The 20,926-nt window shown below is 76.0% G+C and carries 8 protein-coding genes; 6 read left to right on the forward strand and 2 right to left on the reverse strand.

What is annotated here, in order from left to right:
- Positions 1–516 precede the first annotated feature (516 nt).
- The 4 genes from ABD249_RS15895 to ABD249_RS15910 all read left to right on the forward strand — a co-directional run bounded on the left by ABD249_RS15895 (position 517) and on the right by ABD249_RS15910 (position 15,616).
- Positions 517–8,940 carry a hypothetical protein gene (locus ABD249_RS15895; protein WP_344345164.1) on the forward strand — a complete coding sequence of 2,808 codons (8,424 nt, stop codon included), beginning with the start codon at positions 517–519 and terminating at the stop codon, positions 8,938–8,940.
- A gap of 69 nt (positions 8,941–9,009) precedes the next feature.
- Positions 9,010–12,054 (forward strand): hypothetical protein, encoded by a 3,045-nt coding sequence (locus ABD249_RS15900; protein ID WP_344345167.1) that lies wholly within the window; start codon positions 9,010–9,012, stop codon positions 12,052–12,054.
- Positions 12,055–12,065: 11 nt separating this feature from the next.
- Entirely contained in the window at positions 12,066–12,632 is a 567-nt protein-coding gene (locus ABD249_RS15905; protein WP_344345169.1) for a hypothetical protein, read from the forward strand.
- The gene (locus tag ABD249_RS15910) at positions 12,617–15,616 is read left to right on the forward strand and encodes an AAA family ATPase (protein ID WP_344345172.1); all 3,000 of its coding nucleotides are present in this window, start codon (positions 12,617–12,619) and stop codon (positions 15,614–15,616) included. Before ABD249_RS15905 ends, ABD249_RS15910 begins: the two co-directional genes overlap by 16 nt.
- A gap of 76 nt (positions 15,617–15,692) precedes the next feature.
- On the opposite strand, the gene ABD249_RS15915 is transcribed toward ABD249_RS15910, so the two are convergent.
- Both ABD249_RS15915 and ABD249_RS15920 read right to left on the reverse strand, forming a co-directional pair.
- On the reverse strand, positions 15,693–16,244 hold the full coding sequence (locus ABD249_RS15915) for a sigma-70 family RNA polymerase sigma factor (protein ID WP_344345174.1): 552 nt from the start codon (positions 16,242–16,244) through the stop codon (positions 15,693–15,695).
- Positions 16,245–16,372: 128 nt separating this feature from the next.
- Entirely contained in the window at positions 16,373–18,325 is a 1,953-nt protein-coding gene (locus ABD249_RS15920; protein ID WP_344345176.1) for an Hsp70 family protein, read from the reverse strand.
- A gap of 172 nt (positions 18,326–18,497) precedes the next feature.
- Here ABD249_RS15920 and ABD249_RS15925 point away from each other — a divergent pair, with 172 nt between their 5' ends.
- Both ABD249_RS15925 and ABD249_RS15930 read left to right on the forward strand, forming a co-directional pair.
- A complete protein-coding gene (locus ABD249_RS15925; RefSeq protein WP_344345179.1) occupies positions 18,498–19,166 on the forward strand; it encodes a response regulator transcription factor in 669 nt (222 codons plus the stop codon).
- Complete coding sequence (locus tag ABD249_RS15930; RefSeq protein WP_344345181.1) at positions 19,163–20,920, forward strand: hypothetical protein; 1,758 nt, start codon at positions 19,163–19,165, stop codon at positions 20,918–20,920. Before ABD249_RS15925 ends, ABD249_RS15930 begins: the two co-directional genes overlap by 4 nt.
- Positions 20,921–20,926: the final 6 nt, after the last annotated feature.

Raw genomic sequence — 20,926 nt, forward strand, 5'->3', positions numbered from 1 at the left:
CCGGCCGCCGGCCCGGGGCTCGGCGCGGGCTCGGCCGCAGGCGTCGGCGCCGGAGGGAGCGGCGCCCAGGCCGCGCGAGGAGGGTCGGACGCGACGTCGGGCGGCCGCGGGACCGACGCCGCCGCCGGCTCGGGCAGCACCGATGGCGCGAGCAGCGCCGATGGCATCGGCAGCCTGGGCAGCGCGGGCGGCGCAGGCGGCGCCGGCGGCGCGTCGAGCGCGCCGGCTCCGCTCGGCGAGCGACCGGTCTCCGGCACGGCTCCGGCGCAGGCTGCGACGGCAGGCGCACCCTCGACGGTCACGCCCGGCCAGGCCACCGATCCGCAGGGCGGCACCATCGCCCCGGAGTCTCCGCGCGGGGGCGCCGCCCCGGGATCCGAGGGCAGCCAGCTCGACGCGCGCGACGGCGCATCACCGGCGTCGGCTCCGGGTGCCTCGACGCAGGGCACGGCGAGCGCGCTGCCCGGCCACCACGAGGCGTCGCCGACGCCCGATGCGACGTCCGGCCCCGGCTCGATGCATGACCCGGCCGCGGACTCGGCCGAGCCGCCGTCGGACGCGGCGACGGACGCAGGCGGCGCACCGACCGCGGATGCGGCAACCGACCCCCGGCCCTCCGAGAGCGACGCCGACGCGTCCGACGCCGACGCGACGTCGATCAGCGACGCCGCGCCCGACGAGGGCGGGGCGCCGAGCGCGGATGCCGCACCCGGCACGGATGCGGCATCGGACGCCGACGGCACGGCGGATGCGAGTGCGGCATCCGGCACCGAGCCGTCGAGCTCGGGTGCAGAGCCTGGCGACGATGCCGCGTCGGGCGCGGATGCCGGGTCGTCCGACGATGCCGCGTCGGGCGCGGATGCCGGGTCGTCCGACGATGCCGCGTCGAGCGCGGACGGCGATCCCGATGGCGATGCGCAGTCCGGCGCGGATCGTCCCTCCCGGTCCGATGGCGCATCCGGCTCGGATGCCGCCTCCGGCTCCGACGCGTCCGACGCCGGGTCGGATGCGGGGACCGGCTCCGACGCGGCGTCCGACGGCGATGCCGACACCGGCTCGGACGTCGAGGCCGGGTCTGACGCGGCCGTGCCCGAGGAGGCCGAGGCCGGGTCTGCCGAGACCGGCTCCGACGTCTCCGCGACCGCAGACGTCGAGACCGGCTCCGACGCCCCCGCGACCGCAGACGTCGAGACGGGCTCCGACTCGGTGGGGAGCGAGGATGCCGCGGCCGGCCCGGAGCTCGGGTCCGAGGACGGCGTCGCAGGGGTCGCACCGAGCGCGACCGGATCGGACGGCTCGTCGGACACTGCCGCGGCGGCTCCGACGGCAGCCGCGCCCGGACACGCTCCGACGTCGAGCGCCGGCCCGACGACGGCGCCGAGCACGTCGCCCGGCGCTCAGGCCGATGCGGTCGACGGCGCCTCGTCGCCGGACGTCGGATCGACGACGGGCGCGCCTGCGTCCGATGGCGCCGCGTCGCTCGGGGGCGGTCCGACGACGGACGCGCCCGCCTCGGACGCGGACGCGTCGTCCGCGGATGCGCTCGCCTCGTCGCCGGAGGGCTCGGCGTCGACCGGGGACGCCCCCGCCTCCAGCCCGACTGCCGTCGCGTCGAACGGCTCGACGCCCGATGGCGGGGAGCGCCCGGTCGGGCAGCCCGCCACCGTGGAGGGCACGCGTCCCCCCAGCCCCGACGCCGCGCGGGCCGACGGCGAGGTCGCCGCGAGCGACGCGGTCGCGACGCCCGATGCGCCGTCTGCGACGAGCTCCGACCCACGTGCGGACGCGGCCACCGACCCCCGCTCGACACCCGACGACCATGGCGCCGCCGGCAACCCCGAGGGGTCGAGGGCTGACGCGACGACGCCGACCTCGTCGTCGCGACCGGACGTCGAGGGGGCCGCGCCCGGCCGGTCGGCGTCGCCGTCGCACTCGAGCCCGCGCGAGACGGGCGCCGCCTCGGAGCCCACGGCGGCATCCGACGCGGAGTCGCAGCAGTCGACGTCGGCACCGGTGCCGACGGCCGGGCTGCCGGCGTCGCCCACGTCGCGGGCGCCGAGCCCGAGCGTGACGCCAGGCACACCCGGGCCGTCCGACGCGAGCAGGGGTGGCCGACCGGCCGCCGAGCCATCGATCACGCGTTCGACGGCCGAGGCGCCGACCCCCTCCCGCACGCCGATCGCGACCGCGACGGCGAGCGAGACGGCCGCGCCCGCGCCGAGGCGTCCGCTCGACGACGCCGATGCAGCGCGCGGGGTCGAGGCCGAGGCGCAGGCCGGCGAGGCCTCCGGCCCGCTGCCGGCTCGCGACGTCGAGCCGCCAGCACCGGCGACGCCCGATGCCGAGGCGGATGCGGTGTCGCCCGAGCCCGAGCGTGACGCGGCTCCCGAGCCTCGAGCCGACGCGCCGTACGATGCAGCACCCGAGGCGGAGGCGGGCCCCGATCGGGCACCCGAGGTCGGCGTGGAGCCCGACCCGACCGGCAGCTCCGACGCGATCGTCGAGCCCGACCAGGCTGCCGAGCCGGACGCGGCTGCGAGGCCGGACCCTGCGGTGGACCCGGACGTCGACGCGGACCCCGCACCCGACGCGGATCCCGCACTCGAGGCGGATCCCGCAGGCGACGCAGATCCCGCACCCGAGGCCGATGACGCACCCGATCCGGACCGCGCACCCGACCCGCGACCCGATCCGGACCCCGCACCCGACCCGGACCCCGCGCCCGACCCGGACCCGGCGCCCGACCCCCGAGCCGGCCAGGACCCCGCACCCGGCCAGGACCCCGCACCCGACCCGGACCCCGCACCCGACCCGGACCCCGCGCCCGACCCCGACCCGGACCTCGCCCCGGTACCGCCGGCGCGCGTCGATGGCAGCTATCCCTGGAACGCGATGCTGCACGGTCAGCCGCTGCCGCTCACGTCGATCGACGGCCCGGACCGCCTGCACCGGCAGGTCGCGCGGACCCTGGGCGCCACGCCGGCCGAGGTGCGCGACGCGCTCGGTCTCGACGACGACGCCACGGCAGCGCAGACGGCGGCGGCATGGCGTCGGGTGCTCGATGCCGGCTCGATCACGGTGGGCACCGTGACGGCCGAGGTCCGCAGGACCGACGTGCGCACGCCGGCGCCCCGACCGGCCGCGCCCGCGAACGCGCCGCTCGCCGATCCTGCCCGTCCTACCGATCCTGCCGGTCCCGGCGGCCCGGCCCGTGCTGCCGACCCCGCTCGCCCCGCCGACCCCGCCGCGAGGCCCGACGGTGCCGTCGAGGCCCGCGACGTCTTCTCCCGCACGCAGGACGTGGAGACGTCGGCCAAGGTGTCCGCGAGCAGCTCCGTCAAGGCCGAGCTCCAGCTCGCCGTGAGCATGGCGCCGACGCCCGGCTACCCGTCGGTCAGCCTCGGGATCTCCACGACGGAGGGCGCCGATCTCGGGCTCAAGACGTCCCTGCGCGACGCCGTCGCTCCGACGGTCGCCGAGACGCCCGTCCCCGCCACCGTCACGCTCAGCCTCACGACCGGCGGCACGACGACCCCCATCGACGCCGACGTGCAGCTCTCCATGCCGAGGCTCCAGCACGTCGTGCCCGACGGCACGCTGCCGGGTGCGAACCGGCCCGCGGGTGCCGACCTCCGCGGCATCCGACCGCGACGCGTCACCCACCTGTCCGACGGCACCGTGCGGCCGCGCTCGCAGCGCGACGTCGACGCGCTCACGAGCGTCCTCACGGCCACGGGCGTCGCGCAGGCGCGCGGCGAGACGACGACGTTCTCGGTCGCCGCCGGTGCGCCGACCGCCACCTTCCTCGGCATCGCCGACGGCGCATCCAAGACCGCGCGGGGCACGGCGTTCTCCTCCGGCTGGTCGAAGGCGGTCGAGACGAGCATCGCGGCCGGCGCCCGCGGACGCATACGCAGCGTCCTGCGCTTCGGCAGCGGCGTCTCCGCGACGACGAGCGGCCAGATCGGCGGCTCGACCGAGGTCAAGCACGCCACGTCGCGCAGCGACGACGACGCGGTCGCCGTCTACGCGCTCACGCGCACCGTCGATGCGAGGACGGGGCGCGGGCCCGCGCGCTCGGTCGACGTGCAGACGACCTTATCGGTGCCGATCGCCGACGCCGTCGCGCGAGGCCTCTGGCTGCCGGATGCGGTGGGGCCGAAGGCGGCTGCGGATCCCGCGCCGGCGCTCGAGGAGCGCGCGTTCGATCCCTCGCGCGACTCGCTCGTGTCGGTGCCGACCGACCTCGCCGACCGCATCGGTCGGCGCTTCGCGCTCTCCGAGGCCGGACGGGCGGCCGTCGCACGGCGGTTCGACGGCGACCAGGGCACGGTGGCCCTGCACGACGCGGCCAACGGCGGCACGACGACGGTCTGGCAGGAGGGCGGTCGCACGCATCGCCTCACGGTGACGGCCGCGATCGACCTGGGCACCGCCGACCTGTCGAGCGACGGCCGACTGACGAAGCAGGAGGAGTCGCTCGCGACGAAGCGCGAGATCGGCATGGACTCCAAGGCGGGCCAGGGCATCACCGTGGGCCCGCAGGCGCTCATCACCGTCGGCGGCACGAACTGGGGCGGCGGCATCCTCCAGCTCACCGGCGGGCACCAGCGCACGGCGAAGAACGCCGCCTCGCACACGGTCAAGGACACGCGAGCCGCATCGAGCACGTCGGTCGCCGCGTACCACGACGCGCTCACCACGCTCCAGGTCGTGCACGAGTCGACGAAGGATCCGAACGCGGTGCAGCGCGGCCTGCTCGGCGGCAGGCTGCTGGGCAGCGGGCCGGCGCTCGGCAGGCACCGTCTCGAGGGCGGCGTCGGCCGCGTGCTGCCCGTCGACGGCGTGAGGGTGCGCAGGCCGCAGCTCGACGCGGACGCCCAGCGCCCGGGGGTCGCGCGCACGATCGTCGGCGGATCCGACCCGGCGTTCCGGGCGATCGATCCCGCGTCGCTCGGCACGTTCGCGAAGATCGACCGCATGCACGGGCACGACGCGCACGCGTCGCTGCTCGAGGCCGCGCTGTCGAAGCGCGCCGACACCGTGGGCGACGCCGCCGCCGTCCACCGGTCGCACGCGGGCAGCGGCAACTTCTCCAGCTGGGGGTCGCGTGCCGTGGACGCGCTGCACGGCAGGCCCGCGCTCGCGCTCTCGCCCTTCACGCGTCCCGGCGAGGTCACGGCCGCGACCGTCGAGGCGCTCGGGTCGGATGCGGGGCTGCGCACGATCGCGAACGCCGGGCTCGCGGATCGCTCGGTCGGCACCGGTGCGATGCGGCTGCCGGGCAGGATCGTCGACCTGCACGGCTCCGTGGAGGTGCGGCAGCGGCTCGGCAACCCCGCGTTCGTCACGACGAGGAGCGACCGGACCCTCGTGCGCGGCACGGCCGACGACCGCGCCGTCTCGTCGTCGAAGGAGTGGAGCCTCGCCGTCGGCCTCGACGGCTCGCTGCGAGCCACCGCGCCCGGTGGCAGGGACAACCTGCTCGCGCAGGTGGGCGCGAAGCTCGGGTACGCGTACGGACGCTCCCGCGAGCAGGAGCGCTCGACGGGCACCGCGACCGAGCGCACCGCGCAGGGCGAGACGGCGGTGCTGCGCTTCGACGCCGAGCGCAGCTACACGCCGTCGCTCGAGCTGCGGCGGTGGCGATGGAGGAACGCCTTCGCGAACCCCTCGTTCACCCGCTACGAGCCCGCCTCGGTCGACGTCGAGCTGCCGGTGCGCGAGGCAGCGGCGCTGCTGCAGCAGCACGGCATCGCGCTGCCGCCCGAGCTCGCGCCGCACGCGCCGGTCGCCCCGCCGGCCGTCGCCGGAGGACAGGGCGCCGCCGCCGCGCCGACCGGCGCGCCCGCACCGCCCGTCATCGCCCCCATCCCGCCCGCCGACGGGGACGGCATCCCCCTCGTGCCGCTGCACGCGGGGCCCGACCCGCTCGCCCCGTTCCAGCACGACTCCGATGCCGTCGTCGGCGCGGGCACCGTCGCCGCCGCCGACCTCACGGCCATGGAGCAGACGTGGCATCCGGCCGCCCTGGACGACGACGGTCGCGCGCTCGTGCTGCAGGAGGTGCGGAGGCTGCTGTCGGCGGGCTCGGGCTCCGGCTTCCTCCGCGACGCGGTCGTCGGCCCGAACCGCGTGACGCTCGCGCTGCCCTCCGGCCCGTTCCTGCAGCGCACCGTGAGCATCGACGTGTCGGTCGCGCACCGGCCGGATCCCGCCGATCCGGCGACGACCACCGCGCTCGTCGGCGAGAGGATCTCGACGGAGCGTGCGGGCGGCGCGACGGGCAAGCGCACGCGCTTCCACCAGGCGAGCGCGGTCGCCGACGGCCGGATCGGGTACCTCCGCAGGCCGGACGCGACGCAGGACCTGCCCGGTGGCGAGGTCGCGGCGCAGCACGACCTGACGCTCCTCAACCGCAGGAAGGACGCGAGCGTCGCGTTCCCGACGTCGCCGAAGATCGCCGTGACCGCCGAGCACTCGGCGCTCGAGCAGCACCACGTGCCCGTGACCTACACGGTCGACCTGCAGCTGCACGAGCATCTCGGCGGCGCGCTCGACTCGCTCGCGCCGAGGGCCATCACCGGTGGCGCGCATCGCGACCTCGGCACCGTCGCGCTCGCCGGATCGCTCGACCTCGTCGCACCGCAGCACTCGCCGCCGATGGTCGACGCTCCCGCCCCTCCCGCCGCCGTCACGGCCTCGCACCGGCTGCCCGAGGTCGGGGCGTGGAGGGCCGTGCGCTGGGACAACGCCGCCGTGGACGCCGTGCGCGACGCCGTGCAGCGGCAGCTCGGGCCGAGCGGTGCCGCGCGAGCGGGCGACGTGTACGACGAGGCGCTGCGCACGACCCTCTCGAACGCGATGCTGCTCGGCGCGATCCCTCGGATCGTCGCCGGGGAGTCGTTCGACGTGGGCGGCCTCATCGCTCGCCGTGGCGCCTTCCGCGACATCCGCTCCGACGTCGCGATCTCCGGCGCCATCGTGCAGCCCGTCGTGCGCCAGGGCAGCGTCGCTCCCGACACGACGCTCCAGCACACCGTCGACCTCGGCACCGGCGTCTCCGACGCGAGGAAGCGCACCGACGACACGGGCATGGCCGTGCCGTTCGCGATGTCGGGCATGAGCGACGCCGGCTTCGTCGTCGCCGGCCTCGCGCCGTCGTACAAGATCGGCTCGAGCCGGACGGACGAGGTCGGCACCGACGTCAAGACCTCCGAGAAGATCGTGCACACCGGCAGGTCGGTCATCGTCGACGCGCACCTGCGACTGCAGGTGAGCGCGGGCACCACGACGATCGTGAGCAGCGGCGGGCCGAGGACGCCGCAGCAGATCGACGTCCCCGTGGTGCTCCAGGTGTGGGAGCAGCAGCTCGGCGCGCTCGGTCTCGCGATGCCCGCTGCCGTGCCGGACCCCACCGACCCCGCCGACTCGGAGACGGAGTCGGATGCCGTCGTGCCGGACGCCTCCGGGTCGGAGTCGGCGTCGCAGTCGGAGGTTGCTTCGGAGTCGGAGTCGGAGTCAGAGGTCGAGTCGGAGTCGGAGTCGCAGACGGGGTCCGCGTCCGGGTCCGCGTCGGCGTCACCGTCGGAGCGTTCGTCCGGGTCGGAGTCCTCGTCCACGTCCACGTCGGAGCCCGCGCGCCCGTCGGACTCGGACGCCACGGGGTCGGGGTCCGACGCCGCCGATCCCGACTCCGCGGACTCCGGTGCCTCGGAGCCGGAGGCCGTGGGCTCGGAGGACGCCGAGGCGGTCGAGTCGGACGTCGCGGCGTCCGATGGCGTGGAGTCGGAGGCTGCCGGATCGGACGCATCCGACCCCGCAGCGATCGAGTCGGACGACTCGGATGCCATCGAGTCGGACGTCGCGGAGTCGGACGCACCCGACTCGGCCGCCGACGAGTCGCAGGAGTCCGAGACGGGCGCCGTCGAGTCGGACGCGCAGGAGTCCGACGACCTCGAGTCGGACGCGGTCGAGTCGGACGCAGTCGACTCGGACGCCGATGCGTCGGACGCCGTCGACTCGGACGCCTCCGACGCCGGATACGACGCGGACTCGGAGGTCGATGACGATGGCGACCGCGAGAGCGACGACGGCTTCAGCGACGACGGCTTGAGCGACGATGGCCACGAGGCCGACGTCGACAGCGACAGCGACGACGTGGCCGACGTCGACAGCGACGAGGCCGAGGCCGACGGCGACAGCGGCGACGACGAGGCGGAGGTCGACAGCGACGACGGCGGCGACAGCGAGATCCGCGTCGGGTCCGAGATCGGGTCCGAGCCGCCGTCCGTCCCTGCCTCGAGCTCCGAGTCCGATGCCGATGCCGACGTCGCGACGGACATCGCGACGGACACAGGGCCCGACGCCGAGGCTGGGCTCGGGTCCGGCAGCGGCACGTTCGACAGCGACCTCGACGGTCGGCTCGACGGCGAGCTCGACTCTGGTTCGACGTCCGAGTCCGAGTCCGGCTCCGAGTACGAGACGGCACCCGAGACGCAGAGCGACGCCGAGTACGTCACGGCCTCCGAGGGCGAGGGCGAGGGCGACGACGAGCGCGGGGGCCCGGGCGCGACCGGCAGCGTGGCGGACCCGGGCGCCGCGTCGACGACCCGAGCGGCACCCCCGACGCCGGCCACCGCAGCAGCGGATGCCGAGCGCGACCCCGCAGGATCGTCGTCGCAGCCGCACGCCGACGGTGCCGCACGCCCGGCGTCCGACGCGTCCGACGCGCCCGCCGAGCCCGCAGCACCCGCCTCGCCGGCACCACGCTCGAGCACGACGTGGATCCCCTCGGCACCCATGTCCGGCTACGTGCCCGAGGAGGAGGACGAGGGCGACGACCGCAGCGTCCTGCTGCCCGACGGCACGCGCACCGGGGGAGCCACGCCCTTCGACGCCCAGTCGTTCGTCGACGACGCCCTCAGTCGCATCGGCTGACCCGCCGGCGTCCCTCGGTGAACCCCCCGCGCATCGTCGCGCGTGGTCGAGCTGAGGGAAGGAGATGCCGTGACGTCGATCACCGTGCAGGGGACGGGCTTCGGCATCGTCGTCGCCGAGGATGGCGACGCGGATGCGGCGACGCTCCTCGACGGGCTGCCCCCGCTGCGCGCCGCCCGATACCTGACGACGACGCCCGCGCTCCGCCAGGCGCTGCGCGACGCGGACGCCGAGCTCGTCGACGCCGTCCTGCCCCATCTCGACGGCGCCGTCGTCGTGCCGGAGGCCGGGCTCGCCGGTGCGGGCGACGACGGCGAGGCCGCGAGCACGCGCCTGGCGCAGGCGCTCGGCGTCTCGGTGATCGCGCCGGAGGGTCGGTTCATCCGCTGCGAGGGCACCCTGTTCTCCGTCGGTGGCGGGGACGGCTGGATCGCGCAGAGCCCCCGCGGCGCGCGCGTGGCCGCAGGACGTCGCTATCCCGCACCGACGTGGCAGTCGCAGCTGCCGCAGGACCTGTCCGGCGCGGCGCACATCCCCGCGGGGCTGTGGATCACGTCCGGCACCGAGCCGCGGCACGCGGTACGGCTCGCGGGCGTCGCCGTGCGCGAGCGGCAGCTGCTCGTCGTCGTGGGCAGCCCCTCCGAGCCCGCACCGAGCGAGGAGCGGCTGCTCGCGGTGCTGCGGTCGTTGCCGGCGGAGACGCGGTCGGCGGTCGTGCTCGCGGGATTCGGCGACGCGAGCCTGCCGCTCGAGACCGTCCGGGCCCTCGCGGCCGCGCTCGAGCAGCCGCTGCGCATCGCCCACGGCGTCGAGATCGGCGGTGCGCCGGCCCGCATCGACGGCGATGGCGAGACGCTCCCGGCCACGCTCGCGCTCGAGAGCGTGTGCGCGCCGGACGGCACGATCACGCTCGAGCGATGGGCGGCTCCACCCGGGCTCGCAGGCGCGGGCGCCGCGTCGTACCGACTGGGGGAGACGCCGAGGAGACGACGGCGCGCGGGCGATCGCTGGGTCGTCGACGTGGTCGCGGCCGGGCTCGTGGTGCGCTCCGAGGACGAGCCGCTCGCCGATGCTGCCGAGCTCTCGCCGCCCGTGGGCTCGCTCGGCGTCTTCGTGCAGTGCGACGGCGCACAGCGACCCGCTGCGCTGCCCGCGCTGCTCGAGCCCCTGCGCGAGCGGCTCGCGCAGCGCGGTGCCGTGACGCTGCATCCGATCGACGCCGCCGCCAGGCGCGTCGTGCGCGACGCGTACCCGGGGGCGTGGGCGCCGACGGAAGCGCTCGCGATCACGGCCGACGGCAGGCTCGTCGCGGCGACCGCGGACGCGAGCGGCGACACCGTCGACCCCGACGTCGCGCATGCCGACGCGGCGAGCGTCGGCGTGGCGAGCCACGACGCCGTCGGCGACGACCCGGTGGTCGACGACGCGGCGATCGACGACGCAGCGGTCGACGACGCAGCGGTCGACGACGCCGTGCCCGCCGTCGAGGTCGACGCTCCCGCAGCCGTCGTGGACGGCGAGCCCGTCGACGGGGCCGGCGAGGCCCCGGAGACGATCGCGCGGACGGACGACGTGGATGCGGTCGTCCGCGCGGACCCCGCCGCGACGGCGTCGCAGGCCCACATGGAGCCGTCCGGCCGTCACGTGCGCGACGCCGTCGTCTCGACCTCGCCGAGCGCCGACGACGCCGCGGCTGCCTGGTACGCGGCCGCGGCGCCGCGGCGGGCTGCGCTCGCGGAGACCGAGGCGGAGCCGCTGGCGACCGTCGCCGACCTGCTGCCGACCGCCGCGGAGCCTCGCTCGACCAGCGCGGAGCCGCATTCGACCAGCGCGCAGGCGCCGTCCGCCGGCACGCAGCCGATGCCCACCGACGCGTCGGAGTCCACGCCGCGGCCGCAGGAGGAGCTGCCGCAGCCGCACGCCGCGTCCGACGCGGTCGTGGGGGACGGGTCGGTCGCATCCCGGACCTCGGCGAGCGCCGCGAGCGACGCGATCGCGCGAGCGCTCCAGGGCTCGGCGGCCGCGCGATCCCTCGGCGGTGCCGCCCGCGGCACGAGCGCGCCGTCGGGGCAGGTCGGCCCGACGCGTCCCGTCGATCCCGAGGCGTCGCCGACGGCGAGCGCAGGAGCGTCGCTGGAGCGGGGCTCGCGTGCGAGCGGTCCGTCAGCCCCAACGATCGCGCAGGCCGCAGCCGCCGTCCGCGATTGCCCTCCTGTTGCACCGGCCTCGCACGCTGGACCCCTGCCCGTCGCAGCCGGGCCAGTCTCAGCCGCGCCTGCAGCCACCGCGCCCGAAACCATCGCGCCCGCAGTCCCCGCGCCCGCAGCCGCCGTGGCGGCCTCCGTGCCCGCCGTCTCCGCATCGGCAGCGTCCGCAGCGTCCATGACGGCGCCCGCGACCTCGGCGCCCGCACCCGCCGCCACCCCCGCGCCCCCGGCCGCCGCCCCGCACCGCAGCGCGTCGCCCATCGACGTCCCCGCCGACGCGCGCTCGACGGCCGACCAGCGGCACCGGGTCCGCTCGGCGCTCGGCGCACGGTACGACGTCGCGAGCCGCACGGTCTCGCAGCTGCTCGCGCAGCAGCCCGGCATGCGCGTCGCGGCAGGCGACCGGTCCGCGATGCTCACCGGTCTCTCGCTCGTGCGGGTCTTCGCCGCCGAGCCGCACGCCGACTACGACCTCGACTTCCACACGTGCCTCGCCGAGGGGCTCTCGATGCTGCCGACGGCGCGGTCGGTCGTCGTGCGCGGCATCCCGGTCGCCATCGACGCGACGCCGGGCACGGTCCTGCGCCTGCGCGCGCCGCTCGTCGCCGCCGCGGCCGACGGGCCGGCGACGGGCCCGGCGGAGGCCCTCATCTGGACGACGAGCGGGCGGCGGCTCGATCGCGTGCTGCACGGTGCGCCAGGGGCGGCCGACGTCGTGCTGCCCGCCGGCACGAGGCTCCGCGTGCTCGGCAGCGCGGCGGGCCCCGCGCCCAGGCTGCTGCTCGCCGAGGAGGGCACGGATGCCGAGCAGGCGCTCGTGCGGCTGCAGGCGGCCGCCGAGGCGCGCGGCGACCTGGGCATCCATGCCGACGACCGCTGGCTCGGCGACCTTCCCGTGGCGGCATGAGGAGCATGACGATGACCCACGAGCCTTCCGCCCAGGAGCGCGACGCGGCGGATGCGGTCGGTGAGCCCGCGGGCGACGCCGGTCCGGTGGCCGCGCCCGCCGCGACGCGCGCTCCCGCCGCGCACGGCGTGCGGCGGCTGCTGCGCGGCATCGTCGGCCGCCTGCCCGCGCGTCGGCCGACGGCGCCGAGGGTCGCGCGCGTGTTCGACGGGCAGCGGGACGGCACGCCCTGGTTCGCGCCCGAGCATCCCGTGATCGTCGACGCCGTCGAGCGCGACGCCCTGCTCGCGCTGCTGCGCACCGGCTCGATCGTCGTCCACGCGTCGCAGCCGATGCGCGACGACCTCGGCGACGTCGACGCCGTCGTGCCCGCCGACCTGCGCTCGGACGGCACCTGGATCTGGAGCGACGCCGTCGCCTACTACCTCGAACGCCACCGCATCGCCCCCGACGCCGAGCTCGTCGCGCACCTGCGCACCGCGGGCCCGGCCGCGCCGATCGATGCGGGCACCTGGCGGCGGCTCTCCGCCGCCATCCGCCCCGACGCCTGGGAGGGCACGACATGGCCACTCGACTGATCGCCGCCGAGCGCTCGGTGCACACGGTCGCCGTCGACGAGCGCGACTGCCACCAGTCCATCGCGTCGGCGCTCGCCTCGGCGAACGACGGCGACGTCATCTCCATCCGCCCCGGCGTCTACCGCGAGTCGCTCACGATCGATCGCGCCGTCTCGCTCTCGGGCGTCGGCGACGCGGGCGAGGTGCGCATCGAGAGCAGCGCCGGGCCGGCCGTGCGCAGCGCTGCCGTCGAGGTGCGGGTCTCGGGCGTCACGATCTCGCGTGCGGGCGGCGACGTCGCCGTCGACGTCGAGTCCGGTGCGCTGTCGCTCGACGACTGCACGGTCGAGGCCTCGACGGAGGTGGCGATCGTCGTGCGGTCGGAGGCGCAGCTGTCGATGCACGACTCGAGCGTCCGCAACGACGCGGGCGCCGGCGTGCTCGTCTACGAGGGCGGCCGGGCCGACCTCACCGGCGGCGGGCTGCACGACGTCGCGACCACGGCGCTCGTCGTGCGCGGGCCGAGCGCCGCGCAGCTCACCGACGTCGCGATCGCCGACGCGCAGGGCGCGCTGCTCGTCGCCGACGGTGGGCAGGTCACGCTCGTGCGCGGCACGATCGGCACGATCGCGAACGCCGCCATCACCGTCGAGGGCGGGGCGAGCCTCGACGCGACGGGCACGACGATCGCCGACGGCGAGGGGATCGGCCTCCTCGTCACGACGGGCGCCTCGGCCTCGCTCGTCGACGTCACGATGCAGCGACTCGTCGGCCAGGGCGTCGTCGGCATGGCGGACGCGGCGATCGAGCTCTCGGGCGTCCGCATCGGCGACGGCTCCACGCATGCGCTCCACCTCATCGACCAGGCCAGGCTCGCCGCGGATGCGTGCGAGCTGCGCGCCGCGGGCCACGACGCGATCGTCGTCGCGGGCTCGGCATCCCTCACGCTCGTCGACTCGACGATCGAGCGGCCGGGCGGCACGGGCGTCACGGTCTCGGACGACGCGAGCGCGACCCTCTCGAACGTGCGGATCGCCGGGGCGGAGTCGGAGGGCGCGGTCGCGCGGGACGCGGCGCGGCTCGTCGTCGAGGACGGCTCGGTGCGCGGCTGCAGGCACGGCGTCGTCTGGCAGGACGCCGCGACGGGTGCGCTCCGGCGCACGACGGTGGTCGACGTGGGCGGCGAGGCGGTGCGCGTCGAGCCGGAGGCCGACGTCGAGGTCGAGCAGCTGCGGGAGTCCGACGACGACGCGCAGGATGGCGCGCCCACGCGGCGCGCCGACGCCACGACCGCAGCCGCCGGCGAGCCGCCGCGCCCCGCGACCGAGGAGCACGAGCTCGACCGACTGCTCGCCGAGCTCGACGAGCTCGTGGGGCTCGACGGCGTGAAGCGGCAGGTCGAGACGCTCGTGCGCATGCACCAGATGGCGGAGCGCAGGGCCGCGGCCGGCCTCCCGTCGCCGCCCGTCTCGCGGCACCTCGTGTTCGCGGGCTCGCCCGGCACGGGCAAGACGACGGTCGCGCGGCTCTACGGCCGCATCCTCGCCGCGCTCGGCGTCGTGCGCACCGGCCAGCTCGTCGAGGTCGCACGCCCCGACCTCGTGGCGGCCGTGATCGGCGGGACGGCGATCAAGACCACCCAGATGTTCGAGAAGGCGCTCGGCGGCGTGCTGTTCGTCGACGAGGCCTATGCGCTGTCGAAGGACGGCGGCTCGAGCAACGACTTCGGTGGCGAGGCGATCGACACGCTCGTGAAGCTCATGGAGGATCACCGCGACGACGTCGTGGTGATCGTCGCCGGCTACACGAACGACATGCGCACGTTCATGGCGGCGAACCCGGGGCTCTCGTCGCGCTTCTCGCGCACGATCGAGTTCACCGACTACTCGTCGGCCGAGATGGTGACCATCGTCGAGGGCCTGTGCCGTGCCAACCACTACAGCCTCGAGTTCGAGACGCGGGCTGCGCTGCACGGCTACTTCACCGACCTTCCGCGCGACGAGACCTTCGGCAACGGCCGCACCGCGCGCAGCGTCTTCGAGGAGATGCTCGGCAGGCAGGCCTACCGGCTCGGCGGCGACGCGGACGTCGACGCGCTGACCCTCACGCGGCTCGTGCCCGACGACCTCGGCCCGCTGCCCGGCTCGTCGATCGGCGCGGGCGTCGGCCGCGTCGACGAGGAGCGCGTCGAGCAGCTGCTCGGCACGCTGCGCGAGCTCGTCGGCCTCGACGGCGTGAAGGCCGAGGTGCAGGGCATGGTCGACCTCCTGACCTCCGCTCGACGTCGGCAGGCGGCGGGGCTGCCGGCGCCGTCGCTCAGCAGGCACCTCATCTTCGCGGGGCCTCCCGGCACGGGCAAGACGACGGTGGCACGGCTCTACGGCTCGCTCCTCACCGCGCTCGGCGTCCTCGCCCAGGGGCAGGTCACCGAGGTGTCGCGCGCCGACCTCGTCGGCGAGTACGTCGGCCACACGGCGCGACGGACGACGGAGGCGTTCGACAGGGCGCGAGGCGGCGTGCTGTTCATCGACGAGGCCTACACGCTCGCCTCCGGAGGCGGTGGCGGCAACGACTTCGGCAAGGAGTCGGTCGACACGCTCGTGAAGCTCATGGAGGACCATCGCGACGAGGTCGTCGTCATCGCGGCGGGCTACGAGCGGGAGATGGATGCGTTCCTCAGCACGAACCCGGGCCTCGACTCCCGCTTCTCGCACCGCGTGCGGTTCGCGAACTACACGCCGGACGAGCTCGTGACGATCGTGAACCAGCACGCGACCGCCTCCGGCTACGAGTGCACGGGCTCGACGGTCGCCGCGCTGCGCGGGCACTTCGCCGCCGTCGACCGCACCGCGTCGTTCGGCAACGGTCGGTACGCGAGGCAGGTCATGGACGCCTCGATCGCGAACCACGCTCGGCGCACGCGCGCCATCGACGATCCGACGATGGACGACCTCGTGCTGCTGCTGCCCGAGGACGTGCCGACGCCGGATGCGATCGGGGCGTGAGCGAGGCGCCGACGCCCGTGCGCACGACGATGCCCGCCGGGCTCGGCCCGGCGGGCATCGGGAGACGCGGCGCCCGTCAGGCGGCGAGCGCCGTCTGCGACCGCATCGTGCGCAGCGCGTGGAACACGCGGCTCTTCACGGTGCCGACGGGCACGCCGAGGCGCACGGCGGCCGCCGCGGCGGTCTGGTCGGCGAGGTAGACCTCCGCGAGCGTCCTGCGGTGCGCCTGCGAGACGTGCGTGAGCAGCTCGGTGACGAGCACGCGGTCCTCGACCTCGCGCGCGGGGTCGTCGAGCGACGCGGCGCGCTCGGCGTCGAACTCCGACCAGGCGATCTCGGTCGGGCGAGCGCGACGCGCACGGTGCTGGTCCATCGCGATGTTGTGGGTCACGCGCGTGAGCCAGCCGCGCACGGATCCCTGCTGCTCCGTGAGGCGGTCGAGGTGGCGCCATGCGCGCAGCATGGTCTCCTGCACGACGTCCTCGGCAGCGGCGACGTCGCCGCTCATGAGGCTCGTGGCGTAGCGGACGAGGCCGGGGCGGTGCGTGGCGACGAGCTCGTCGAACGCAGCGGCCTCGCTGGTGGTCGTCGTGGTGGTCGTCGCGGTCGGTGCTTCGGTGATGGCCATGATGGGGTCCTTCCCTCGGTCGACGTCTGCTTCGATCGTCCGACCGCGCGAAGGCGCTGTCTCTGGGTCCACCCCCCGGCTCGGGCTGCCATCCCGACGCCGGGGGTAGGGGTGTCCCTACCCGGGCGTCACGTGGCGCACCGCACGGCCGAGGGGTCGGCGCCCACGAGGTTCTCCCAGCGGATCTCGGAGAACGTGAGGTCGACGTCGCCGCTGCCGAGCGCGAGGAACGGCGTGTCGATCGCCTCGGGCGCGAGCCCGGCGGCGGTGAAGCACTCGGCGGGGATGATGACGTGCTGCGTCGCGCCCTGCGCGATGCCGTTGATGGTCTCGGTCATGTCGACCGAGACGCCGCACGGATAGCCGCAGTGCGCGGCGATCTCGAGCAGCTCCGCCGTGCCGCCGTTGTGCGTGACGTCGAACACGAGGGCGCCGCCGTCGTCGGCGATCTCGCCGAGGTCGATCGCGTCGCCGGTGGTCTGCGCGTACAGCTGCGCGGGCCCGCCGGTCGTCCACCGCGCCCGCAGGCCGCCGTCCGACTGCGTGAGCGCGAGATGGGGTCGCGACGCCTCGCCCGACTCGAGGGGCGTGAGGCCCCACGCGCCCGACTCGTCGTTCGACTGCAGGAACCATGCGAGGCCGGAGGTCGAGCTGCCGCCCGTGAGCACGGGGGCGGCGGTCGTCGCCTCCAGCGCATCCTCGGAGCCGGACGTCGCGGGCGCGGGAGAGGCGGTGACGGTCGGGGGCACGCTCGGCGACGGGGAGGCCTCGGCGCTCTGCCCGGTGACGGCGTTCGCGTCGGTGCCCGCGGCGTCGATGCCCCCCGAGCGGCCGAGCACGGTCGCGACGACGATCGCGACGGCCACGATCGCCGCGAGCGCGACGCCGGCGACGATCGCCGTCGTCCGCTGCACGCGGGGGCGGCGCGGGGTGCGGCGGGTGGCCGCGAGCCCCCGCGTCGGTGCGGAGGTCACGGGCACCCGGTCGCCGCCTGCGCCGTCGGCGGCGGGCGCCGCCGCCTCGCCGGCGAGCCTGCGCGCGCGCTCGGCCGCGCCCAGGGCGACGGTGAACTTCGGGTGGTGCGTGGCGGTGACGGGTCGGCCGATCGTCGCGACCTCCTCGGCGACGAGAGGGATGCGCGACGAGCCGCCCGCGAGGATCACGGTGTCGACGGCGTCGGCGTCGATGCCCGCCGAGTCGATCGTGCGCAGCAGGGCGGCGACCGCGAGGCCGACGGCGGGACGGATGCTGCGCTCGAGGTCGGCGCGCGTGATGGCGACCTCGTGCTCGCCGTCGTCGAGCACCATCCGCACGACGGCCTCCTCGCGCACGGAGAGCGCCTCCTTCGCGCTCGTGCACGCCGCGTCGATGGTCGCGAGCGTCGCGGCGTCGTGCGGGTTCGCGGCGTCGAGCGCCGAGATGCGCCCGCCCACGCGCTGGTCGACGAGGCCGCGGACCGCATCGTCGAAGTCGTCGCCGCCGAGGTGCTCGACGCCCTCGGGGTTGCCGAGCACCTCGAGGCCGTCGGCCCGCATCCGCAGCACCGTGGCGTCGAACGTGCGGCCGCCGAGGTCGAAGACGGCGAGCACCGCGCCCTCCTCGAGGCGTCGCTCGTGCGAGACGTACGTCGCGGTGGCGACGGGGTCGGTGACGATCTCGTCGATCGCGACGCCCGAGAGCTCGGCGACCTTCGCGAAGTGCTCGCGGCGGTACGGACCCCATGCGGCCGGGCACGTGAGCACGACGCGCTCGGGCGCCTCGCCCTGCTGCTCGGCGACCTGCGCGACGACGTCGCGCAGCTGCGCGGCCATGAGCGCCTCGGGCGCGATGCCGACGCCGCCCACGATGATCGGGGTCGGGTCGCCGAGTCGCCGCTTGAACCCCCGCACGAGCCGCGTCGGATCGTCGGTCGCGGCGAGCAGCGCCGCCTCGCCGGTGAGGATCGTGCCGTCGGAGGCGCAGAAGGCGACCGAGGGCTCCACGAGCAGCGGCGACAGCGGGGCGGCACGCGTGCCGAGGTCGTCTCCGATCGCGACCGCGAGCGAGGTCGCGCCGAGGTCGACGCCGATGGAGTAGCGCATGGGTCCCTTCCCAGTTCCTGGTTCGAGGATGGCACTCGGACGGAGCAGACGATAGACGACCGGTGTGACGTGATGATGGCAACTCGTGAGTCACAATGTCGCGTTCGGCCCCCGATAGCCTTGCTCGTGCACCCGCCGGAGCGGGGGCGTCCGACGGGTCGGAGAGGCATCGATGCTGGTGGCGATCGCCGACGACGGCGTGCTGTTCCGCGAGGGTCTCGTGCTGCTGCTCGGGGCGGCGGGGCACGAGGTCGTCGCCGCGCACGACGACGGCGACGCGCTGCTCGCGACGCTCGACGAGCGCGCGGTCGACATCGCCGTGCTCGACATCCGCATGCCGCCGGGGGAGGAGGGCGGCCTCACGACGGCCGCCACCATCCGCAGGCGGCATCCCGCCGTGGGCCTGCTGCTGCTGTCGCACTACGCCGAGTCGCACTACCTGCGCACGATGCTCACGATCGGCACGGAGGGCATCGGCTACCGCCTCAAGGAGCGCATCGCGGGCGTGCAGATGCTGAACGACACGCTCGAGCGCATCCGGGCGAGGGAGATCGTGATCGAGCCCGTGCTCGCGAGCAGGCTCGTCGAGATCGGCGAGCATCGCGACGGCGCGGTCGGCGGCCTCGGCCCGCGCGAGCTCGACGTGCTGCGCCTCATGGCGGAGGGCCGTGCGAACCGCTCGATCGCCGAGGAGCTGTTCGTCTCGGTCAAGGCCGTCGAGAAGCACGTCGCATCGCTGTTCGTGAAGCTGGGCATCCCCGAGGATGCGACGATGCACCACCGCCGGGTGCTCGCCGTGCTCAGCTACCTGCAGGCGCAGCGGGGCGACGGCGAGCGATGACGCCGCAGGCCGCACCGCGCGAGGTCGCGGACGTGCTCGCATCGACGCCGCGCGAGTCGCTCGTGCCCGCGCTGCTCGAGAACCTCGCGCGCGGCGTCGCGGCCCGCGGAGGCGCCGCGCCGCAGCTGCGGCTGCTGCGGAGCTTCGACGACGGCCACCACCAGGAGCTCGCGGCCTGGCGCGAGGAGGACGCGGTCACGGCGCTGGGCGACGGCGAGCGGCATCCCGTGCCCGGGGTGGGCGTGCTCGAGATCCGGCCCCGGCCGGATCTCGGCACCGCGCGTCGCCGGCGGCTGCTCGACGAGACCTGCGTCTGGCTGGGCGCGACGGCGCGCGCCGAGCGCAGCATGCGGGCCCTCGAGCGCGCACGACGAGACGCCGTGCAGCATGCGACGGAGGCCGAGCGCGCGCAGGTGCGCGCGGCCCGCGTGCGGGAGACCGAGCGCATCCGCCTCGTCGAGACGATCACGACCGCGACGGTCCACGACCTCGCGGCGCTGCGCAGCCTGCTCGACCAGCCTGCGGGCGCGCTCGAGTGGCCTGCGATCCACGCGCTCGCCGAGCGGCTCATCGACGACCTGCGCGACGCCGTGCGCGGCGTCTTCCCCGCGATGCTGCCCGAGCGCGGGGTCGAGGAGACCCTGCGCGAGCTCGCGGCGGCGCTGCCCGTGCGCGTCGACGTCGCCGGCGACCTGGGGCGCAGGGCCGGATGGGACATCGAGTCCGGCTTCTACCACGCGGTCGCGGGCGCGATGGAGGCGATCGCGCGCGCGGGCTCGCCGGTCGCCGTCGCGCTCCGACGGGGCGCCGAGCTCGTCGCGACCGTCGCGAGCACGGGGCCGCTCGACGCCGCGTCGATCGACCGAGCGCTCGCCGCGGGCGCCGAGCGCATCGCATCCCTCGGCGGCGAGCTCGTCGTGCGACCGCGCGACGGCGGCGCCGGCGTCGTCGAGGTCACCGTGTCGATGCCGGACCGCAGCGAGGTGACGTCGCTGCCCATCGGCAGACGGCAGATCGCGTCGCGGCCCGTGCACGGCAGGGTCGCGACGCTCGTGGAGGCGGCGGGGCTGCCGCACGACGAGCTCGAGGCCTGTCGCGACGCGCTCGAGGCGCCCATCGCGCTGCTCGTCGTGCAGGGTCCGCCTCCCGCTCCCATGCCCGGCGTGCAGACGGTGCTGTGCGATGCCGCGCCGGACGCGGCGCTCGCGGCCGAGATCACCGATCGGGCGGGTCGCTGGGGCGTCGTCGACGCCGTCGTCTGCGCGCTCGCGCCGCGTGCGGACTTCGCCGAGGGGCTCCCGCAGCGCACGCTGCTCTTCCGCGACGGCATCGCGCCCGCCGACGCCGTGGCGGCGCTCGCTGCCAGGGCGCCCGTGCTCGCGGCGCGGCGGGTGCTCGAGCGGCTCGCCGAGCGTGCGGCGCAGGCGGGCACGCCCGAGCTGCGCTGGCAGGTCGACGAGCTGCGCGCCGACGCCCACGAGCTGACCGAGGACGCGCTGCTCGACGACGTCGCGCGCGGCACGGCGCCCGTCGTCGTCGACGCCGTCGCCGCGCGGCTCGCCGGCGCCGAGGGCGGCGAGGCGCACATGCGGCTCGGCCTCGTCGCCGACGCCGGGCGGGACGCGCTGCGGGCCGCGGCGCTCGCAGCGCTCGAGCGCTGGCGTCAGGTGGCGGCGAGGCCCGGGCTCGACAGCGCGAGCCGCAGGGCCGCCGACCTGCTGCAGCGCAGCGCCGAGGGCCTGCTCGCGCGCTGAGCGTCG

This window comes from Agrococcus versicolor (assembly GCF_039531815.1).
GTDB classification, from domain to species: Bacteria; Actinomycetota; Actinomycetes; order Actinomycetales; family Microbacteriaceae; genus Agrococcus; species Agrococcus versicolor.

Bases quoted from the DNA above. Each gene is read 5' to 3' on its own strand.
- ABD249_RS15895 (WP_344345164.1), top strand. From the start codon at position 517: ATGCATGACCCGGCCGCGGACTCGGCCGAGCCGCCGTCGGACGCGGCG.
- ABD249_RS15905 (WP_344345169.1), top strand. From the start codon at position 12,066: ATGACCCACGAGCCTTCCGCCCAGGAGCGCGACGCGGCGGATGCGGTC.
- ABD249_RS15910 (WP_344345172.1), top strand. From the start codon at position 12,617: ATGGCCACTCGACTGATCGCCGCCGAGCGCTCGGTGCACACGGTCGCC.
- ABD249_RS15915 (WP_344345174.1), bottom strand. From the start codon at position 16,244: ATGGCCATCACCGAAGCACCGACCGCGACGACCACCACGACGACCACC.
- ABD249_RS15920 (WP_344345176.1), bottom strand. From the start codon at position 18,325: ATGCGCTACTCCATCGGCGTCGACCTCGGCGCGACCTCGCTCGCGGTC.
- ABD249_RS15925 (WP_344345179.1), top strand. From the start codon at position 18,498: ATGCTGGTGGCGATCGCCGACGACGGCGTGCTGTTCCGCGAGGGTCTC.
- ABD249_RS15930 (WP_344345181.1), top strand. From the start codon at position 19,163: ATGACGCCGCAGGCCGCACCGCGCGAGGTCGCGGACGTGCTCGCATCG.